Annotated in this window: 14 protein-coding genes and 1 pseudogene; 4 read left to right on the forward strand and 11 right to left on the reverse strand. The window is 38.1% G+C overall.

Going from position 1 to position 20487, the window contains the following annotated elements; genetic code table 11:
- Positions 1-18: 18 nt before the first annotated feature.
- From MKL35_RS05760 to MKL35_RS05800, 9 genes and pseudogenes are all read right to left on the reverse strand, one after another.
- Positions 19-1109, reverse strand: a protein-coding gene (locus MKL35_RS05760; RefSeq protein WP_208728222.1) for an IS4 family transposase whose coding sequence is annotated in 2 segments (ribosomal slippage) — positions 19-569 and positions 569-1109 — 1092 coding nt in all. Because the reading frame shifts where the segments join, the coding sequence is not laid out codon by codon here.
- 71 nt (positions 1110-1180) lie between these two features.
- Positions 1181-2320 (reverse strand): annotated as a pseudogene (locus MKL35_RS05765) (alpha/beta hydrolase); the annotation flags it as partial.
- 117 nt (positions 2321-2437) lie between these two features.
- Positions 2438-3379, reverse strand: a complete 942-nt coding sequence (locus tag MKL35_RS05770; RefSeq protein WP_032011949.1) for an ABUW_2363 family tetratricopeptide repeat lipoprotein — start codon at positions 3377-3379, stop codon at positions 2438-2440.
- Between the two features lie 105 nt (positions 3380-3484).
- The gene (gene cysE / locus MKL35_RS05775) at positions 3485-4300 is read right to left on the reverse strand and encodes a serine O-acetyltransferase (protein WP_000917698.1); all 816 of its coding nucleotides are present in this window, start codon (positions 4298-4300) and stop codon (positions 3485-3487) included.
- Positions 4293-5132 (reverse strand): RNA methyltransferase, encoded by an 840-nt coding sequence (locus MKL35_RS05780; RefSeq protein ID WP_004709247.1) that lies wholly within the window; start codon positions 5130-5132, stop codon positions 4293-4295. Before MKL35_RS05780 ends, cysE begins: the two co-directional genes overlap by 8 nt.
- A gap of 14 nt (positions 5133-5146) precedes the next feature.
- Positions 5147-8707 (reverse strand): DNA polymerase III subunit alpha, encoded by a 3561-nt coding sequence (dnaE, locus tag MKL35_RS05785; RefSeq protein WP_032011950.1) that lies wholly within the window; start codon positions 8705-8707, stop codon positions 5147-5149.
- A 200-nt stretch (positions 8708-8907) separates the two neighbouring features.
- Positions 8908-9975 carry a type II asparaginase gene (locus MKL35_RS05790; RefSeq protein WP_002050061.1) on the reverse strand — a complete coding sequence of 356 codons (1068 nt, stop codon included), beginning with the start codon at positions 9973-9975 and terminating at the stop codon, positions 8908-8910.
- A gap of 684 nt (positions 9976-10659) precedes the next feature.
- Positions 10660-11967, reverse strand: coding sequence for a dicarboxylate/amino acid:cation symporter (locus MKL35_RS05795; RefSeq protein ID WP_002049955.1), 1308 nt, complete (start codon positions 11965-11967; stop codon positions 10660-10662).
- 465 nt (positions 11968-12432) lie between these two features.
- The gene (locus tag MKL35_RS05800) at positions 12433-13863 is read right to left on the reverse strand and encodes a pyridoxal phosphate-dependent aminotransferase (protein WP_004709244.1); all 1431 of its coding nucleotides are present in this window, start codon (positions 13861-13863) and stop codon (positions 12433-12435) included.
- A 240-nt stretch (positions 13864-14103) separates the two neighbouring features.
- Between MKL35_RS05800 and msrB the strand changes: the two genes are divergently transcribed.
- The 4 genes from msrB (at position 14104) to MKL35_RS05820 (ending at position 16547) form a co-directional block, all read left to right on the forward strand.
- The gene (msrB, locus tag MKL35_RS05805; protein ID WP_002050224.1) at positions 14104-14523 is read left to right on the forward strand and encodes a peptide-methionine (R)-S-oxide reductase MsrB; all 420 of its coding nucleotides are present in this window, start codon (positions 14104-14106) and stop codon (positions 14521-14523) included.
- On the forward strand, positions 14520-15005 hold the full coding sequence (locus MKL35_RS05810) for a glutathione peroxidase (protein WP_002050111.1): 486 nt from the start codon (positions 14520-14522) through the stop codon (positions 15003-15005). Before msrB ends, MKL35_RS05810 begins: the two co-directional genes overlap by 4 nt.
- Positions 15005-15850, forward strand: coding sequence for an AraC family transcriptional regulator (locus MKL35_RS05815; RefSeq protein WP_025466842.1), 846 nt, complete (start codon positions 15005-15007; stop codon positions 15848-15850). The genes MKL35_RS05810 and MKL35_RS05815 overlap by 1 nt, the downstream gene beginning before the upstream one ends.
- Before the next feature lie 64 nt (positions 15851-15914).
- On the forward strand, positions 15915-16547 hold the full coding sequence (locus MKL35_RS05820) for a LysE family translocator (protein WP_004709240.1): 633 nt from the start codon (positions 15915-15917) through the stop codon (positions 16545-16547).
- 57 nt (positions 16548-16604) lie between these two features.
- Here the strand turns inward: MKL35_RS05820 and dapC are convergent, their stop codons facing one another.
- Positions 16605-17774: a succinyldiaminopimelate transaminase gene (gene dapC / locus MKL35_RS05825; protein ID WP_006580992.1), complete on the reverse strand. Its 1170-nt coding sequence runs from the start codon at positions 17772-17774 to the stop codon at positions 16605-16607.
- Between the two features lie 25 nt (positions 17775-17799).
- Complete coding sequence (glnD, locus tag MKL35_RS05830; RefSeq protein ID WP_004709237.1) at positions 17800-20463, reverse strand: [protein-PII] uridylyltransferase; 2664 nt, start codon at positions 20461-20463, stop codon at positions 17800-17802.
- Positions 20464-20487: the final 24 nt, after the last annotated feature.

The following is a 20487-nucleotide window of genomic DNA, read 5'->3' on the forward strand; positions in this document are numbered from 1 at the left end:
CTCTGTACACGACAAATTTCATAGAGCCCTTGTCCTATCAGGCTTTTTCTTTCTTAAAATTGCGAGCACTTTCTTAAATTCTTCTTTTTTTCCAAAACCAATCAAACGTAGAATAGCCATTTGAACATAGTCCAAACCGTAGCGAAATAAACTTACTGAAAGTCGTCCATGCTTCTTTATTTTTATCGCTTTTTTTCGATCATGTTGCCATTCACCTGTTAAATAGCACCAACAGAAACCGATCGCTAGCACTGCTATCAATTTCTTGACTCGTCTAGGGTCTGTTAAACGAGTATTTTCAAGATTGAATCCACGTCCTTTGAGACAACTAAATAAGGTTTCGATTTCCCAGCGTAATGCATAATCACCAATAGCAGAAGCATTAAACATAGGAGAAACAACAAGTAAAAGTTCTCCATCTTCTAATCGTAACGCACTAATATACAGTTTCACTCGACCAACCCAAATACGTCGTTTACGACATTCAGTTTGACCAACTTGAAGATGACGAAATAAATCACTAATTTTATGACTCTTGGCTAAGTGATTGGTCACAATAAAGTTTTTTTAACACGTATACAGAAGTTAATGTCATTTTCAATTAACCATATAAACCATTTCTCACCGATAAATTCTCTGTCTGCAAACACATTCACAATACGATCTTTACCAAAAATGGAGATAAAGCGTTGAATCAAAGCAATACGCTCTTTTGTATCTGAATTTCCACGTTTATTGAGCAATGTCCAAACAATAGGTATCGCTATTCCACGATAGACGATGGCTAACATCAAGATATTGATATCTCGTTTTCCCCATTTCCAATTGGTTCTATCCAAAGTTAATTGGACTTTATCGAATGAAAATATATTGAAAATTAACTGAGAAATTTGACGATAATCGAAATACTGATCTGCAAAGAAGCGTTGTATACGTCGATAAAATGATTGTGGTAAGCACTTGATGGGTAAGGCTTTAGATGCAGAAGAAAGATTACATGTCTGTTTTACAATTAATGCAAGCATAATCAGTGTAAAACATTTTACACGTGACTTGTTCCACTTTAGATATTTGTTTAAGATGAGATGTAACTCATTGAAATGTGTCATCATATTCATCGTCAGAAAACAAGTATTATGCCATTATTTCAATGAGTTGTCTTTTTTTGTCGTGTACAAAGGTTTGGATTATAAGGTTCGAGCATATATAAATGCGGCATGGTTAAATGCTGATCACGATCAATCAGGCTTAAATAAGCGGCTACACCTAAGTTATTTTCAGCTAACCATAAACCATAAGGAGCCGAGAAGTTGGCAGCTAAAGGGTATTGCTTACCAGCGACATTAATATTATCTGTTCGATAAGGATCATAAACCCGGATTACAAATTCTGGATCATTAATAATTTCTTCAACAGTTTTGGCTTTTTTAGGTTCGGCAACAATAGTTGCTGCTAAATAACGTGCATGGTGAATATTCGGATTCACACCATTTTTATAGCTGTAATTGAGGGGGTCTAAAATGTATTCATTAATATCTTCTTTTTCTGAACTTGGGAAAACAGCCACAAATTCAGAACCGAAACCATCACGGCGGTTGATAGTTTTTAAACCAGAAAAGTTTAAGTTATAACTTGAAATTAATTTTTCTAACTTTTGACCAGTTAACTGTCTATGAAACTCAAAGTCAATTGAGTAGACACTCTTACCAATATGGATTTGTGGTTCTACCACATTTTTTTTAGGGTATCTTAGATCATAAATACTCACCATTTTAGCAATGGCTTGATTATAAAAGTCTCGTATTTGAACTTGCCTATTATCAAAAATACGATCGGTTGGTTGACGTTTTGTTGAAAATAAGTAGGCATAACTATAACGAATGCTCTTATCGAGTAAACTCAATTGTTGGTCTAAGCAATCGTCATATTTGTTCTGAATTGCTTTTTGTTCATCAGAAGCTTTGTGTTTAGTGAACCGACTAATTTTACATTCGGAAGAATCTGATAAAGCCATCGCTTTTGCCAGATACATTTCACTCGCGGCAGATAAAAGCTGCTCATCTAAAATTTGTGGAAGATTTTTAAGCTGATTAACACAGGTATCAGGGGAATCTGTACAAGTTTTGGCTTCTTGTCCTGACATAGACAAAACGTTAAGACTTGCTTCACTCAATTTATCTTGGGTAAGAATACTATTACGTTCGTTTGCAATAGTGACGTTGAGGGCCTGTTGCTTAACATTTACCACCTGACATCCACTCAGAATTGAACCGAGGAGTATGACCGTGAAGAGCGCTGAGTTTCTTTTTCTAACAAACATTATGGTCAAATATGTGGATCAGTAATATGCAGATCATACAAATTTTAAAGTATTTTTCAATTGATCAAATATAAAAAAAGGGCTGTCAAATCAGCCCTTTTTACTAAGTTTATACTCTTATTTTTTTGCTGGTGCAGTTGGAGTAGCTGGTGCCATAGCAGGGTTTGTTAAAATTTGCCATACATTCCAACGACCTTGTTTTTCAATTTCTTGAATCAAACGATCTGCAACTTCAGCTTCGTCAGGATATTTAACCTTGTAGTTTTTTAAGGTCTGAATCGCGTTTTTCTTTTGTTCCATTGCAATATAGTTGTTTGCAGCAGCTAAATATGCTTCTTGAACATCACCTTTAATGGCTTTGTCTAAGTATGGAATAGCTTCACGTTGACCACCACCTTCAGACAAACCAAAACCAAACCAGAAATTAGTTTCTGGATCATCTGGGCTAATTTTTAAAAGTCTTTGAGCATATTCTAAAGATCTAGTGGTATGGGCAGTACCTAAATCAAGGTTACGAGCAAGTACACTTGCTTTAAATGCTCGAATTAAAATATCAAATGAAGCATTTGGATTAGCGGCTAAAGTATCTAAACGCTGAGTTACTTCTTTGAGTTTGCTCTCAAAACCTTTACGTTCTTGACGATCAGTAAAGCGAGGCGGGTAGTGACGAGCTTTACCTTCAACAAGTTGTAAGAAGTCATCAATTTCAGTCACGTCAATTTCATTATCGCCAGCTAAAACTGCATACTTCATCGAACGTTGTGAATTATTGATGGTAGGTACAATCAGTTTATTTGTATCTAATGTTAGCGATTTAGTTGGATCGTCCTGACGAGTGACCACCATTTTAGTTACAGGCTGTGCTGCGGCATCTTTTAAAGCAACTTCAAACGCAGGTGGAGCATCATAATTAAATGGATTTAACGCATAAAATGGAGGAGTAAGCTCTGGTTCCTTGAAAACAAAAGGTTCGATTTTTTGTTCTTTTACAGGTGCCATTGTACACGCTGTTAAACTAGAAGTTGCAAGGATTAAATACGCCAATGGCTTAAAATTCATAGGATCTTCCGTTCATTTTAGTAAAGTCAGATTTGGTACAGCTAAGTCTAGGAAAAGCTAAACCCACATGCAAGGGTAAGCGTGTTACATTATGAATCAAGAATATTACGTTTTTGATGTCTTGTTTTGTGCACCGCATTCACGACGAACTTCTTCAAGAATTTTTAGCTCTTCATCACTAAAAGGCTGTTCATCTTGGCTTTCTTTTTTGAAAGTGGGGTCAAGTTCGGATAAGCGTTGGCACAAATTATTCATACGCGTTTCATTGTGCTGAATACGGTCAAGTAAAACTCGCATTCCTTCTAAAATTGGGTCAGACTGATCAGCAGTAGTCGCATATGGAGCAAAACCAATACTCTGCGCATAATCACGGCGGCGCTCTTCATCTTTATCTTTAGTTTTGTCGGCATCTTTATAAATATAGCGAGCAGGGTTTCCAACTGCTGTTACACCAGCGGGTACCGCTTTTGTCACCACTGCATTTGAACCGACTTTAGCACCTTTACCGACTGTAAACGGTCCTAATATTTTCGCACCGGCACCTACAACTACACCATCTTCTAAGGTTGGATGGCGTTTGCCTTTATTCCATGTAGTACCACCTAGAGTAACACCGTGGTATAGCGTTACATCGTCACCAATTTCAGCAGTTTCACCAATCACAACGCCCATACCATGATCGATAAAGAAGCGTTTGCCGATTTTAGCACCGGGATGAATTTCAATACCGGTTGCAAAACGGCTAAATGAAGAAACAAAACGGGCAGTACCTTTGCAATCTTTTTTCCAAAGCTCATGTGCAAGTCTATGCAAAAGTAAAGCGTGTATACCTGGGTAAGTGGTAAGTACTTCGAGTGTATTTCGTGCAGCAGGATCTCGCGCGAATACAGCCTGTATATCTTCTTTAAGCTGTTTAAGCATTGGATTGATCCTCCTTGTCCGATGATGCTTTTTTCCATTTGCCGCTTGTGAGGGCTTGAACACGACTAAAAATACCGCGAAGTAAATGATATTCCATACGATCTAATTGTATACGACCAAATAAACGACGCAAGCGTAAAGGTAATAAACGTGGATTTTCTGGATCTAAAAATTCAATTTCCGTCAGCATTTTTTCCAAATGAGGATAAAACTCTTCCATTTGCTGCTGAGTGACTAAAGGCTCATCCCACTGCATGCTTTGACCTTGAGCAAGTGGCATTTGCCCATCATCAGAAACTGATTCTTTTTGCTCTAATACCGACATGCGAAGTTCATAACATACGACTTGAATCGCTTGAGCAACGTTAAGTACACCATAGTCTGAGTTTACAGGAATAGTAAGGTGATAGTTTGCTAACGCCAATTCTTCATTGGTTAAACCGCGGTCTTCACGTCCAAAAACGATCGCAATCTGTTGACCTTGTGAAGCTGCTTTAATTGCTTCTTTTGAAGCAGGGCGCACGTCAAGCAAAGGCCATGGAATAGTACGACTTCGCGCACTCGTTCCAAAAACTAAATGACAGTCTTTAATGGCGTCTTCGAGTGTTTCAACAATTTCAACTTGTTCTAATAAATCTTGTGCACCAGCAGCAAGCGCCTGAATATCTGGATGTGGATAGGTTTTTGGTGAAACCAGAACTAACTTACTCAAGCCCATTGTTTTCATTGCGCGTAAAGCACTGCCAATATTAGCTGGTAAAGTGGTATTGACCATGACAATACGCACTTGTGCTAATTGTTGTGACACGGCGGTGTCGTCAAACAAACTCATAAGATTTCCAGAAATTACGAATATTGAGAAACTTCGCTTTGGTATGAATCCAACGCATCATCAATAGTCATGTCCACAGGAGGTGAGGCAACAGGTTGTGGACGAACAGGTTCCGCTGCTTTAGCTGCCTTAGATTTTACCTGATATTCAATATGAATATTATCTTTACCAAAGTAATCTCTTAGTTTGGCAAGTAGTTCATCTAAAGGTGCGACTTTCCACTGCGGCCCAAGCTGAAGCTCAGCTTGAGCATAGGGTTGGTCAATCTGTAAATGTATTGCAATATGCTGATGCATATCAACATTACAATAAGGCAATAAGATATTTTGTAGATCTTTTGCCAAACTTGGTTGCATTAAATCATTAGTTAATTTGATTTGAATACTATTGGCACGTTTTTGTCTGATCTCATTTAAGCTAAATGCTTTGTTCAGACGTCCCATTGGACGATCAAAGCCTTCACGCTCATAAATCTCGCCTTCAAAGACAACTACACGCTCAACTTGAATAATATCTTTAAAGCGCTGGAAACGTTCGTGGTTACAGCTGACTTCAATACGTGCCGTACCGTCATCAAGTACGATAACAACACGGTTCGGGAAATTCGCTACGTCAAGGACGAGTCCTGCATAAACAGTCGTTACACCGCGGCGAGTTGCGGTAATTTCATTAAGTTTTGCAGGAATAAAGGCTTTGAGTTCTTGGCGGTACACATCAATTGGGTGACCCGTTAAATACAAACCAAGTGTATCTTTTTCGCCTTTAAGACGAACTTCATCACTCCATGGCTTAACAGGTTTAGCTGGTTTACGTTGAACTTCTTCAACCTCACCAAATAAATCCATAATACCGCTTTCACGGTTACTACGTGCCTGTTCAGCGGCTTGTACGGCTTCAGGCAATTGAGCCATTAAGCTCGAACGTTCAATACCTAAACAATCAAGCGCACCAGCACGGATAAGTGCCTCTAAAGTTCGTTTATTGATTTTTTTCAAATCAATACGGTGGCAGAAGTCGAATAGGTCAGTATAAGGCCCTTGTTGACGACGTGAGTCAATAACAGACTGCATTGCCTGTTCACCAACACCTTTAATTGCACCTAAACCATAAACGATGGTTTTATCATCACTGGCATGGAAATGATAAGTCGACATGTTAACTGACGGAGGTAAGACCTCAAGTCCATTATTTCGACAGTCATCAATCAAAAATACGACACTGTCAGTGTTCTGCATTTCCGATGACATTACCGCTGCCATAAATTCGGCAGGATAATGAGCTTTTAACCATGCTGTATGGTATGCAACAAGGGCATAAGCAGCTGCGTGAGATTTGTTGAAACCATAGCCTGCGAACTTTTCCATATAGTCAAAGATATGGTTGGCTGTGCTTTCGTCAATGCCTTTTTGTCCAGCACCTTCAAGGAAGATTTGGCGTTGTTTCACCATTTCTTCAGGTTTCTTTTTACCCATTGCACGGCGAAGTAAATCAGCGCCACCGAGTGTATAACCCGCACAAATCTGTGCAGTTTGCATTACCTGTTCTTGGTAAACCATAATCCCGTAAGTTGGCTCTAATACGCCTTCCAGCAATGGATGAAGATATTCAAAATCTCCACCATGCATACGGTGAATAAAGTCAGGAATCAGGTCCATCGGGCCCGGACGATACAAAGACACGAACGCAATAATTTCTTCGAATTTACTTGGACGTGCTTCTTTAAGCATTCGCTTCATACCGACGGATTCAAACTGGAATACTGCGGTTGTATTTGCATCGGCAAAGACAGAGTAAGCTTTAGGGTCGTCAAGAGGGACGTGTGAAATGTTTAAAGGATCATTGCCACGGTTTTTATTAATATTTTGAATTGCATCTTCAATAACCGTTAAGTTACGTAAGCCCAAGAAGTCGAATTTTACGAGACCTGCAGCTTCTACGTCATCTTTATCGTATTGAGCTACACGGTTCGTACCGTCTGCATCACAAAGTACTGCAGAGAAGTCAGTAATTTTACCTGGCGCAATAACAACACCACCGGCATGTTTACCTGTATTTCGAGTAATACCTTCTAACTTTAATGCCATTTCCCAAATTTCACTGGCATCATCATTATCTGGATTTGAAGGGTTGGTAACGATATCTTTAAGCTGAGGTTCCATCTCAATAGCGGTTGCTAAATCTACACCGAGTGGTTTAGTTGGAACCATTTTTGAAATACGGTCAGCTAGACCATAAGACTTGCCTAAGACACGGGCAACGTCACGAATCGCACCTTTTGCAGCCATGGTACCGAAAGTTGCAATCTGAGAAACTGCTTCACGCCCATAAGTACGTGATACGTAATCAATAACACGGTCACGACCTGCGATACAGAAATCGACGTCAAAGTCGGGCATCGATACACGTTCTGGGTTTAAGAAACGTTCAAAGAGCAAATCATAACGAAGAGGGTCAAGGTCGGTAATTTTTAAGCTATATGCAACCAATGAACCAGCACCAGAACCACGGCCTGGCCCTACAGGGACACCGTTATTTTTTGCCCATTGAATGAAGTCCATGACGATGAGGAAGTAGCCAGGGAATCCCATTTTAAGAATGATTCCGACTTCATAATCAATTCGCTCATCATAAGGCTTACGAATTTCAGGCCAATCTTCACCACGTTTTTCAACTGGGTAGAGATAGTTTAAACGCTCTTCCAAACCTTCTTTTGATAAGTGCTCAAAATAGGTATCGATGGTAAAGCCATCAGGAATTGGATACTCAGGTAAGAAGTAAGTGCCGAGTTTTAAGCTGACATTACAGCGTTTAGCAATATGATAGGTATTTTCAATAGCACTCGGGATATCTGAAAACAGCTCAATCATTTCATCTGAAGTTTTGAAATGCTGTTCAGGGCTATACAAACGTGGACGTCGGTCATCTGCTAAAACATAACCATCTGCAATACATACACGTGCTTCATGTGCTTCGAAATCTTCTTTTTCAACAAAGTGCACATCGTTGTGGGCAACTACCCCAATATTATATTTAGCTGCTAACTTGGCAGCTTCTTGAATAAAATCTTCTTCACCGGCACGATCAGTACGTGTTAAAGCAAGATAAACTCGATTGCCAAACTTTTCGATCCATTCTTCAAGTAAGGGTTCTGCTTTTTGCGGATTAGATGAGCAAAGCATTTGCCCAACATCACTATGTTGGCCAAGTAAAACAATAATATCTTGATGCTGATCTAGAACCCATTCTTTTTGTACACAAGGAATACTGAGTTGCTGACCTTCAATAAAGCCACGCGAAACAATTTCAGTCAGTCCTTTCCATCCGATATCGCTCATTGCAAGCAAAGTTGCACGATGCTGGGCATCATTAAGACGGATTGTGCTACCCAAAATAGGCTTAATACCTTTCTTGAGGCAAGAGTTATAAAACTTTACAGCAGCATGAAGGTTAGATAAGTCGGTAAGTGCCAGCGCAGGCATTTCATCCTTTACAGCAGCCTTGACCAAGTCGGGTATGCGAACAATCGACTCTGTAATCGAAAATTCTGTGTAAATACCGAGATGAACAAACTGCATAAACCAATCCTTAATGCGACCGAAGCATAGTTTAACACGCAAAGTTCAAACGAAATGCTTAATATTTTGGCAACTGTTATGGATTTTAGTATTTAAACAGAATGTTGAGAACACGAAAGTAGAGGATTGATCAAAGATGTTGCGTCTTTTGAAGCAGGAGAAAAGAACCAGCCCAAACTGATTTGGGCTGGTTGAAAAATTTAGTACTGCCAGAACATGCGTTGAATTTCTTTAGCATCATTCGTCTTAGTAAGAGCTAAAGCTGCAAGAAGACGTGCTTTTTGTGGGTTTAAGTCATGAGCAGCTACCCAACCATATTTATCGTCAGGTTGTTCAGCATTACGTAATACGAAACCTTGTGGCACACGTGATGAACGGATAATTTGAATACCGTCTTTATCATGAAGTTTTTGTAAAGTTGGAACAATATAGTTCGCAACAGAACCGTTACCTGTACCTGCATGGATAATCGCTTTAGCGCCAGCTTTTGCATATGCTTCATAAGCGTCAGGAAGCATAGAGTCTGAACCGTAAACGATTTGTACAAGTGGAAGTGCATCACCTTTAATATTTTCAATATTAAATTCTGAAGCATTTGTAAAACGTTTAACAGACTGTCTGAACCAGTATGGTTTACCTTCAACTAATGTACCTAAAGCACCCCATTGACTAACAAAAGCATTTGTATGAATGTTAATGCCTTTAGTTACATCACGTGCAGCAAAAATAGAGTCGTTCATGAGAACCATTACGCCTTTATTTTTTGCTTCATCAGAAGCTGCTAAAGCAACTGCGCTATAAAGGTTAAGTGGTCCATCTGCTGAAAGTGCAGTTGAAGGACGCATAGAACCAACAACAACAATCGGCTTGTCAGTGTGAACAACAAGATTTAAGAAAAACGCTGTTTCTTCTAAAGTATCTGTACCGTGAGTAATTACCACACCATTAACAGATGGCTTTTTAACAAGGTCGTTTACTTGACGAGCAATTTGTAATAATTCCTTGTCAGTAATACTTTCAGAAGCAACCTGTAATGCTTGAATACCACTCACATTTGCCAAATCTTTGATTTGTGGCACTGCATTGATTAAAGCATCAACTGGAACTTTTGCTGCTGTGTAAGTTGCACTATTTGCTGAGCTTGCACCAGCACCAGCGATTGTACCGCCAGTAGCAACGACAACAACGTTGTTTTTTGCGTAAAGAGGGAGAGAGCAGGCCAATAAGCCCATAGCTAAACCGAAAGATTTAACAGTTTTAGTCAACATCGAAAATATCCTTATGAAGTGACGAAGTAGAAGTTTGCTGAATACGCCTGCTTTTCCTAAGCAAAATACATACCATGTAAAACATATTCGCAACTTATTTGAATAAGAAGCATCCCTGAATATCATTTTGTTTCAACAACAATCATTTAGTCATTGCTCTTATTCAGCGCTAATAAATATCATGAAAAAAATAAAAAATCTATTAAGTTTTTCTAATTTATCTCTCTTTTTTCACTTTTTTATATAAAGATTACAAATGAATTTTTTATTATTATAAAAATAAAAAATAATAGGTGGTTTTAAAGTTTTATTTACCAGATGATAATTTTATATTGTTGATTTTTAATGTTATAGTTAAAATTATAAATAATATTAAAATTCATGCAGTTAAACTCAATAATAATTTCAGTTATTTAATATAAATAATAAAAAATAAATTGAATTAAAAAGTAAGCACTTGATCTATATTTTTAAAAATATAAATTTTGATTGTTTGGTTTTTATTCTCTTTTTAAGGTTTAAAATTAAGAAATTTAATAGGAACTAAAACCTATTATTGAGTTCATTATTTAATATAAAAATGTCGGTAAATTTTTATTGTTTAATTTTAGAATAAAAAAAAGAGCAATTTTATTGGTCATATAAAATTGCTCTTTAGTTGGGAGAGTGGGAGAAAAGAGAAACTTAAGCGATCGTTTGTTCTTGTGTTGTTTTAATTAATACAGGTTCTGGCGACTCTTCAATATCAGCAACTTTGTCACCTTCAAGTTTTGCCACAACTGCGGTAGCAATACTATTACCAACCACATTTGTAGCGGTGCGGCCCATATCTAAGAATTGGTCAATTCCAAGCAATAACAAAATGCCAGCTTCAGGCAAATGGAACATCGTGAGTGTTGCTGAAATTACAACAATAGAAGCTCTCGAAACACCTGCAATACCTTTACTTGTTACCATAAGGGTTAACAAAATTAAGATTTGCTGGGTAAAGCTCAAATCAATGTGGTAAGCCTGAGCAATAAAGAGTACCGCAAAGGTGGTATACATCATTGAACCATCAAGATTAAATGAATAACCTAAAGGTAAAACGAAGCTCGTCACTTTTTTAGGCACACCGAACTTATTTAGGGCGTCCATAACTTTAGGATAAGCTGATTCACTAGAAGCTGTAGCAAAAGCAAGGGTTACAGGCTCACGAATTAACTTGCCTAAACGGAAGATATCTTTTTTCAGTACGATTGCACCCACCGAGAATAAAACAACCCAGAGTAATAAAAGCCCAAAGTAGAATTCTGCAATTAAAATTCCGTAGTCAACAATTAATCCTAAACCTTGTACTGTAATTGCAGAAGCAATCGCTGCAAAAACTGCTATAGGTGCAAATTTCATGACGTAATCAGTAATACGGAACATAATTTTACTGAGTTCATCTGTTAGACGAATAATAACGGAGTCTTTTTCTTTACCCTGATTGACATATGCGAGTGCTGAACCAAAGAAAATAGCAAAAACAAGCACTTGTAAAATATCATTGTTCGCCATGGCTTCTGCAATACTGCGTGGAAAAACATGGCTTAAAAATGACTGTAGTGTAAAGCCAGTAGTCGCTGGGAGAGAAGCGCTACTGAGTTCTTGAGCTGTTGGTAATACTAAATTTAATGCCGCGCCGGGTTGAAAAAAATTGACTAAACCCATACCGATTGCAAGCGATACAAATGACGCAGTAATAAACCAAGTCATTGACTTAAGCGTGATACTACCAATAGAAGTTGATTTACCCATAGATACAATGCCAGACACAATTGTGGCAAATACCAGTGGTGCAATAATCATTTTGATGAGGCGTAAAAAGATATCTGTGACGATATTGAAATAAGAAGCGATTTGCTTCAGTTGCTCACCTTCATTAAAGAAGTGGTGACAGATCCAACCTGTCAATACTCCTAATAAAATAGCAACCACAATATACTTGAGCAATTTCTTTTGCTTCATATGAACCTCTATCCTTTGGGTTCAATCATCTTTTAGATGGGCTAGAGATGATTGAAAAGCTTTCCTTGTAAGTTCAGTTCGGTCCGTTAACTGATTTCATCTTCCTAAATCTGCATCAGTGTTAACCGAATCGAATATGGTGATGTTGTTATGGAAAGGGATTGTTGCTCGATTTTGAAGCAGTGTGAAATGCAAAAAAATATCAACTCATGCATTTTTTGCATAATAGCGAGAAGGGAAATACAGGAAAAATATAAGAATTTAATCGAATGGTAAAAAATATTATTTTCTTTTTAAGAAGAGATTAAAATGAATTTGTTTTATAAAAAACATATTTGAATCAATATGCTAAGTTGTTTTTTAAGTATGCTTAAAATGAAGTGGGTAAGTTTTTAACTACCTGCATAAATGGTATAAAAATAAAAAAGGCATCTTAATTAGATGCCTTTTTTAATTATGCATTTTTTAACGGCGATTTGCTAAGAAACGACCTAAGCGACCAATTGCTTCGCGTAATTCATTTTCTGCAGGTAAGAAAACAACTCGGAAATGATCTGGTGTTGGCCAGTTAAATCCCGTTCCTTGTACCAAAAGTACTTTTTCGGCACGAAGTAAATCTAACATTAACTTTTCATCATCTTCGATTGGGTAAATATTAGGATCAAGTCGTGGGAAACAATACATTGCACCTTCTGGTTTTACACAGCTTACCCCAGGAATTTCATTTAACATTTCCCATGCGATATTGCGCTGTTCATATAGACGACCACCCGGGCGGATTAAGTCATTAATGGATTGATAGCCGCCAAGCGCAGTTTGAATTGCATATTGAGCTTGTACGTTTGCGCATAAACGCATAGAAGCTAACATATCTAAGCCTTCAATATAGTCTGCCGCACGACTTCTATCGCCTGTGATTGCCATCCAACCTGAGCGGAAACCAGCAATACGATAAGCTTTTGATAAACCATTGAACGAAATACATAACTGATCGCCAGCTAAAGAGGCAACCGAAACGTGCTCAATTCCGTCATAAACAATTTTGTCGTAAATTTCGTCAGCAAATAAAATCAAATCGTATTTCTTGGCAAGAGCCACAATTTGTTCAAGCACGTGGCGTGGATATACCGAGCCAGTTGGGTTGTTCGGGTTAATAATCACAATACCACGGGTATTTGAAGTAATTTTACTTTCAATATCGGCAATATCTGGATACCAACTATTTTCTTCATCACATTTATAGTGAATAGCAGTACCACCCGAAAGATTAACGGCTGCTGTCCAAAGCGGATAGTCCGGCATTGGAATTAGCATTTCATCGCCATCATCAAGTAGACCTTGCATAGCCATTACAATAAGTTCAGACACGCCGTTACCGATATACACGTCATTAACGTGCATATTTAAGATACCTTTTTGTTGGTAGTACTGGCAGATCGCTTTACGTGCAGGGAAGATACCTTTTGAGTCAACATAGCCAATTGCATTTGGTAGGTTTAAAGCAACGTCATTAATAATTTCTTGTGGTGCTTCAAAACCAAATGGAGCAGGGTTGCCGATATTTAGCTTAATGATTTTATGTCCTTGCTCTTCCATTTCATTGGCGGCTCGTAATACAGGTCCGCGAATGTCATAGCAAACATGCTCAAGCTTCGATGATTTCTTAATTTCCCGAGAAGTTGGCATGGATTGGAGAGTAGCAGTATTTTTAGACATAGCTGGGTTCACTTTTGCATATCGGTATAAATAACTTTTAAATGTTTTAACCGTTACCAAATTTAGATCATGTTGATCTTTTAGTAATTCAACAATTTTTTCATGGGTAAAACCCGATTGCTGATACTCTTTGATAACTGGTAATAGTTGCTGGAAAAGCACACTTTTTTTCTGAGACATGTTTTGTCCTATACAACCGTGCCAAACAAGAATAGCACCATCTTTGCTTCCCTGAAAGAAAATAAAGCATAAATATGCTTACTTTTGTTTTTGTAATTTGCTTACTTTTTGCTTTCTATTGCTTAGATGATTAAATTCCAACAAATTTTACGTTCAGAGACTAGTGTTTTTTTAATGAATGGCGTAAATATAAAATACGATTATCAATTTATGTTTACATCAGAATAAAAGGTGCATGTCATGGGAAAAGTTAATAAAACAGACCGGGAATGGCAAAGAGAGTTATCACCAGAAGAATATCGGATAACACGACAAAAGGGCACTGAACCAGCTTTTACGGGGCAATACTGGAATACTAAGCAGCACGGTACTTATGTTTGTCGTTGTTGTGGCGCGGAATTGTTCTCGTCAGATGCAAAATACGATAGCGGTTGCGGTTGGCCAAGCTTCTTTCGCCCAGTAAATGGAACTGTTATTGATGAACATGAAGATTTAACACATGGTATGGTCAGAACTGAAATTGTTTGTCATGATTGCGAAGCCCATCTTGGGCATGTTTTTGAAGATGGACCACAGCCGACAGGTTTACGCTACTGTGTGAACTCGGCATCATTACAACTTAAAACACAAGAAAAAAATGACGAGGAAACTTATCCATGAGTAACATTTATCAGTTTGAAGCTGAATTGTTAGAAGGTGATATTAAGCAATTTGCTGATTACAAAGGTAAAGTTTTATTAATTGTAAATACTGCCAGTAAATGTGGTTTTACTCCACAGTTTGCGGGCCTCGAAAAACTTTATGAAAAATATAAAGATCAAGGTTTGGAAGTTTTAGGTTTTCCCTGCAACCAGTTTGGTGGGCAAGATCCAGGAAATAATAAAGAAATCGGGGCTTTCTGCCAGCGAAATTATGGGGTGAAATTCCCTATGTTTGCCAAAGTCGATGTGAAAGGGCCTGAAGCTCATGTGATTTTTAGATATTTAACACGTGAAGCAAAAGGAATTTTGGGAAGTAGTAGTATTAAATGGAACTTTACCAAGTTTTTGGTTGGCAAAGATGGTTCAGTTTTAAATCGTTATGCACCTACAACTAAACCAGAGGCATTGGAAGCCGATATTGAAAAAGCATTAGCGGGCTAATCGATTCAATGAACGCTATTCCTCAACCTTTCGAGTTTTGGCAAGATCGGCGAATGCCATATGTTGAAACTCGAAGGTCGTGTTTTAGCCGAACATGTTATAAGTCTCATAGCCATCCAACATTTTCAATTGGTGCTGTAGACGAAGGGAATAGTATTTTTAAAAGTTCTTTTAGCACTGCGCAAGAGATCTCCGCGGGTACTTTAGTTATTGTACCCGCCCATATTGAGCATTCTTGTAATCCTAAGCCAAATATGGCTTGGAGTTACCAAATGTTGCATTTAGATCTGACTTGGTTAAGCCAGTTATATTCAGAGTTTCAACAGCAAGGTTTTGATTTGCATCTGCCACAGCATAAGCCGATCATTATAAAAGATGAAACTTTATACAAAGCTTTTACTGAAATGAATAAGACACTTTTTGATACGCAAAAGCTAATTCTTGAAAAGGAACAGGCGCTTTTTGATTGTCTTATAGATTTATTATTGCCTCATTTTATTTTAGAAGAAATACAAAAACCGCAGTACTTATATAGAGATTTTCTAGATTTAATTAATGTAATTACCTCTTCTGAGGATTTTATTTCTTTAGAGGTACTTGCCCAGCAGATTGGTCTGAGCCGTTATGCGATCATACGGTTATTTAAAGCAAATGTCGGTCTAACACCCCATGCTTTTCAAATAAATTTAAAAATTAACCAAGCTCGAGAACTCCTTAAACAGGGAATTTCACTCGCAGAGCTGGCCGTCAACTTAGGTTTTAGTGATCAAAGCCATTTTCATAAAGCTTTCAAAGCGCATACAGGGGTAACTCCTCGGCAGTTCCAGCTCGCAGCCGCGCAATAATTTACAAGAAATTGTTTAGCTCTATTTCTAAGATTTTCCAGACTGTTTTATAGATGAAGCCGTTATGGAAGTTTTTTTAGTTATTGCATTTACTCATTTTTTGGCACTGTTATCACCGGGTCCGGATTTCTTTTTAATTCTCACTAGTCTTTTGCAAAAAGGGCGCCGTTATACCTATGGTGTTGTTTTGGGCATTACTTTCGGAAATGCTTTAATTTTAGCTGCATGTTTATTTGGTTTTATGCTGCTTGGAGATTTGAGCAGTAGCATTCTTACATTATTGAAATGGCTTGGTGCAGCTTATTTAGTTTATTTGAGTGTTCTTTGCTTTAAGGCAGCCAGATCTAGTGTTTTATCTTTTTCATCTGAAGACAATAATTTAAGTGATCAAGCCAACCTTAAGAAAAACAAAATTAAAAGTTTAATGTTAGGTGTGCAGTCTAGTCTTCTAAATCCTAAAAATATTATGTTTTATAGTAGTTTGATGCTGCTTATACAATATAAGTTTAGCTTAATTCAAAAACTGCTCATGAGTGTATGGATGGTTGGAGTTGTTCTTGGTTGGAATATTCTGCTGATTGGATTACTTGCTCAGGGGCGGGTTTTAGACAAAATTAAGCGCTCTGCGACAGGTTTATACTATTGTTCTAGTATTGCTTTTATTATTTTTGCTGTGCTTTTGATTACATATAAATAGCTTTATAGCCTAGTTGTACAACCTGAGTAAAGGCTGTACAACTAAGTAAGAAGAAGCTTACAGAATCGCTTTTAAACGTTTAACCACTTCTTCACATTGTGCCAAGTCTGCCACTAAAGCCATACGTACATGGTTGGCTCCTGGGTTACCTTGTTCAGTGTCACGAGATAAATAACGACCCGGTAAAACTTTAATGTGTGCTTTTTCCATGAGCATCTTGGCAAAAGTTTCATCATTATCAACTTTTAGCCAATAGTAAAAACCAGCATCAGGTTTTTGTAATGGAAGCAAATGGCCTAGTTCAGATTGGAATAAGTCAAATTTTGCACGATATTGCTTACGGTTTTCTTCAACATGATTTTCATCATTCCATGCAGCAATTGAAGCAAGCTGATGTTGTACGGGCATTGCTGCACCGTGATAGGTACGGTATTGCAAATATGGTTTTAACAAATCAGCATCACCAGCTACAAAACCTGAACGCATGCCCGGTAAATTTGAGCGTTTTGAAAGTGAATGGAAGACGATACAGTTTTTGTAGTCATCACGGCCAAGTTCAGCACAAACTTCTAATAAACCTGTAGGGGCTTGGTCAAACCAAAGTTCTGAATAGCATTCATCAGAAGCAATAACAAAATTATATTGATCAGATAGGGCAATCAGCTTTTTAAATTGCTCTTTAGAAAGTACAGTACCTGTTGGGTTGCCCGGTGTACATACAAAAAGAAGCGCTGTCTTTTCCCAAACCTCTGCTGGTACTGCGTCAAAGTCACCTAAATAACCATTTTCTTCTGTGCAATTAATAAAGTATGGCTTAGCACCTGCGAGTAAAGCAGCACCTTCATAAATTTGATAAAACGGATTTGGCATCACCACATAGGGTGCATCTTCACGGTTAATCAAAGCTTGAACAAAAGAGAAAATACCTTCACGTGTACCAGATACAGGCAAAATATGGTTTTCAGCACTAATACTATTAAGTTTAAAGCGCTTAGTTAACCACTCTGCAATACTTTGGCGAAGCTCAGGTAAGCCTTTGCTGTTTGGATAAGTGGATAGATGATTAAAGTTATCAATAATAGCCTGTTTAACAAACTCTGGTGCTGGATGCTTAGGTTCACCAATTGATAGTGGAATCAAGGGAAGGTTAGCAGGAGTAGTATCCTTAAAAAGTTGGTTTAACTTTTCAAATGGATACGGATGTAATAACGACAAGCTAGAGTTCATTAAACAGTTACCAAGTAGTTGAGTTTCAGTGCTGACAAATTTGATTAGATGCTTCATCTAATGCAGCTTTCAGTTTTTCCGAGAAGAGTTTGACCTCTTCGTTATTCAGCGGTTTTCCATCTTTTTTGGTGACAAAGAAAATATCTTCGGCACGTTCACCTAAAGTTGCGATTCGGGCTGAATGGATGTCTAAACCTTGCATCATAAATAAACCACCTACACGTGCAAGTAGGCCAGGATGGTCAAGTGTTGAAATTTCGACCATGTTTTGCTGTAGAGCTTCATTCAATGTAACGTCGACTGTATTTTCAATATCGAAGTGACGTAATTGACGTGGAATACGGCGTTGCATTAGCCCAGGGTATTGGTCTGGTTGGCTAAGTGCCTTCACTAATGCATTTTTAACAGTTTCTTCGCGTTCTGGGTCGGTAAGTAATGTACCGAAACGATCGAGTACAACATAAGTGTCTAAGCTAAATGCTGTACTTGCCGTGATAATTTTTGCGTCCTGAACGTCTAGGTTCATTCGGTCTAAAACAGCAACGGTTGTGGCAAAGAGATTAGGTTGATCGCGTGTATAAATAAAGATTTGCACAGCATCCTGAGCTGCTTTACGGTGGGCACGCAAGAGGACTAATGGCTCCGGATTATCACCATGTTTTAAAATTGCTTGTGTGTGCCATGCAATTTCGTCTGCTGACTCTTTAATGAAGTATTCATCACCAAGTTCTTGCCATACTTTTTCGACATCAGCTAATGCAAAGTTATTTACCAGTAATTCACTTGCTGCAAACTTAGTGTCTTCAATCAGCATTTGATAGTCAACAGGACGACCTAAACCAGTACGGATTACATCACGGGCATGGGTATAAAGCTGACGCATAAGTGATGCGCGCCATGTATTCCAAAGTTTTGGATTTGTCGCATTAATATCGGCAACCGTCAAAGTATAGAGATAATCAAGATGCTCCATATCACCAAGTTTTTCTGCAAAATCTTTCACGACATCCGGATCAGAAATATCTTTTTTCTGAGCCGTGAGTGACATGAGTAAATGGTTTTGAATCAGCCATGCAATTAATTTGCATTCACGCTCTGTAAAGCCATGTGCACGTCCAAACTCGATTGCATCTTCTGCACCAAGTTCACTATGGTCACCACCACGGCCTTTTGCAATGTCATGGAATAATGCAGCAATAAAGACAATATCTTGACGGGCAAGACGTTGGAAAACTGAGCTTACCACAGGGAACTCTTTGGCAAATTCAGGTTCTCTAAAACGATTTAAATTACGTAGTAGTAATAAGGTGTGAGCATCGACCGTATAGATATGGAATAGGTCATATTGCATAAGACCCATAATTTGCCCAAAAGCAGGAATATAGTTTCCTAAAACACCATAACGTTTCATCGCAACTAAGGTATCGTATAGACGATACGGTGAGCGAATAATCGACATAAACAGTGCTTGGTTTTCTGGGTTATTACGGTAACTTTGGTTAATTCTTTTTGCTGCAAGAATAAGTAAGCGCAAAGTTCGAGCACGAATACCTTCGATATCTGGTCGATTCGCTAAAATATAGAACAACTCTAAAATCGCACTTGGATGTTCTGCAAATATTTTATGATGTTGTACGGCAAGTTTATTATCGACAATTTTAAAATGATCGTTTACAACTTCAATTTTGCGTTCATAGTTGGGGAGTCGAGGGGTAATCACCGATTCGCTAAAATATGCCAGCAACATTTCATTCAGTGTTGAAACCTGTTGTGCCGTACGATAATAACGTTTCATGAACTGCTCAACGCCGTAATTGACAGGTTGGCCTTCTTGGCGCACATATCCAAATTTAGCGGCAATTTCCCTTTGGTGATCGAAAAGCAAACGGTTTTCATCACGTTTGGCTAAACGGTGTAAGTGGTGACGGATTTCCCAAAGAAAACTTTCTGCTTCTTCTAAAACACCCAATTCAAATTCTGAAATAAAGCCTAAATGTACTAAGTCATAAATACGGTTTACACGGAAGTGGCGTTTAGCAATCCAACCAATCTGGTTAATATCACGAATACCACCTGGTGCATTTTTAATGTCAGGTTCTAAATTACTTTCAGTATTGTTGTGTTGGTGGTAACGCTTGGCTTGTTCTGCCATTTTTGCGTCATAAAAGGTTTTATCTGTCCATGTCTGTGAAACAATGCGGCGAGGCCATCTTGCAAGTTGAGTATTACCTGTTATTAAACGTGCTTCAATGAGTGTAGTTGCAACGGTTAAATCGGTAGCGGCTTGTTCAACACAGCTTTGAATGGTACGAACGCTAATGCCGGGTTTAAAGTTTCCCACATCCCATAAAGAAGAAATAAAAGTAGAGATGCGTTTTTCATTTTCTTCGTTAATTTCATGTTCTGATAGGATCATGATATCGACGTCGGAATAGGGCAGCATTTCACGGCGCCCATAACCACCTACAGCAAAAAGACCCAATTCAGTCTGATCAAGTTCAGCATGTTTCCATAAAAAGATCAGTGCTTCATCAACTAAATCTGAACGAGCTTTAATAATTTCACGAATAGATTGCCCATTTTCATATGAATCTTGCAACTGTTTTTCTACATCCGTTCGCCACTGATTAATGGCTTTAATATCATGATGACTTGAGACATAGTTCAACAATGGCGATGTATTGATCATGAAAATGGGTCTACCAATAAGTAA

The sequence above is a fragment of the Acinetobacter sp. AOR41_HL genome (genome assembly GCF_027854645.1).
Lineage (GTDB): Bacteria > Pseudomonadota > Gammaproteobacteria > Pseudomonadales > Moraxellaceae > Acinetobacter > Acinetobacter nosocomialis.

Excerpts from the sequence above, each read along its gene's own strand:
- MKL35_RS05770 (WP_032011949.1), bottom strand. The coding sequence starts at position 3,379 with ATGAATTTTAAGCCATTGGCGTATTTAATCCTTGCAACTTCTAGTTTA.
- cysE (WP_000917698.1), bottom strand. The coding sequence starts at position 4,300 with ATGCTTAAACAGCTTAAAGAAGATATACAGGCTGTATTCGCGCGAGAT.
- MKL35_RS05780 (WP_004709247.1), bottom strand. The coding sequence starts at position 5,132 with ATGAGTTTGTTTGACGACACCGCCGTGTCACAACAATTAGCACAAGTG.
- dnaE (WP_032011950.1), bottom strand. The coding sequence starts at position 8,707 with ATGCAGTTTGTTCATCTCGGTATTTACACAGAATTTTCGATTACAGAG.
- MKL35_RS05790 (WP_002050061.1), bottom strand. The coding sequence starts at position 9,975 with ATGTTGACTAAAACTGTTAAATCTTTCGGTTTAGCTATGGGCTTATTG.
- MKL35_RS05795 (WP_002049955.1), bottom strand. The coding sequence starts at position 11,967 with ATGAAGCAAAAGAAATTGCTCAAGTATATTGTGGTTGCTATTTTATTA.
- MKL35_RS05800 (WP_004709244.1), bottom strand. The coding sequence starts at position 13,863 with ATGTCTCAGAAAAAAAGTGTGCTTTTCCAGCAACTATTACCAGTTATC.
- msrB (WP_002050224.1), top strand. The coding sequence starts at position 14,104 with ATGGGAAAAGTTAATAAAACAGACCGGGAATGGCAAAGAGAGTTATCA.
- MKL35_RS05810 (WP_002050111.1), top strand. The coding sequence starts at position 14,520 with ATGAGTAACATTTATCAGTTTGAAGCTGAATTGTTAGAAGGTGATATT.
- MKL35_RS05820 (WP_004709240.1), top strand. The coding sequence starts at position 15,915 with ATGGAAGTTTTTTTAGTTATTGCATTTACTCATTTTTTGGCACTGTTA.
- dapC (WP_006580992.1), bottom strand. The coding sequence starts at position 17,774 with ATGAACTCTAGCTTGTCGTTATTACATCCGTATCCATTTGAAAAGTTA.
- glnD (WP_004709237.1), bottom strand. The coding sequence starts at position 20,463 with ATGATCAATACATCGCCATTGTTGAACTATGTCTCAAGTCATCATGAT.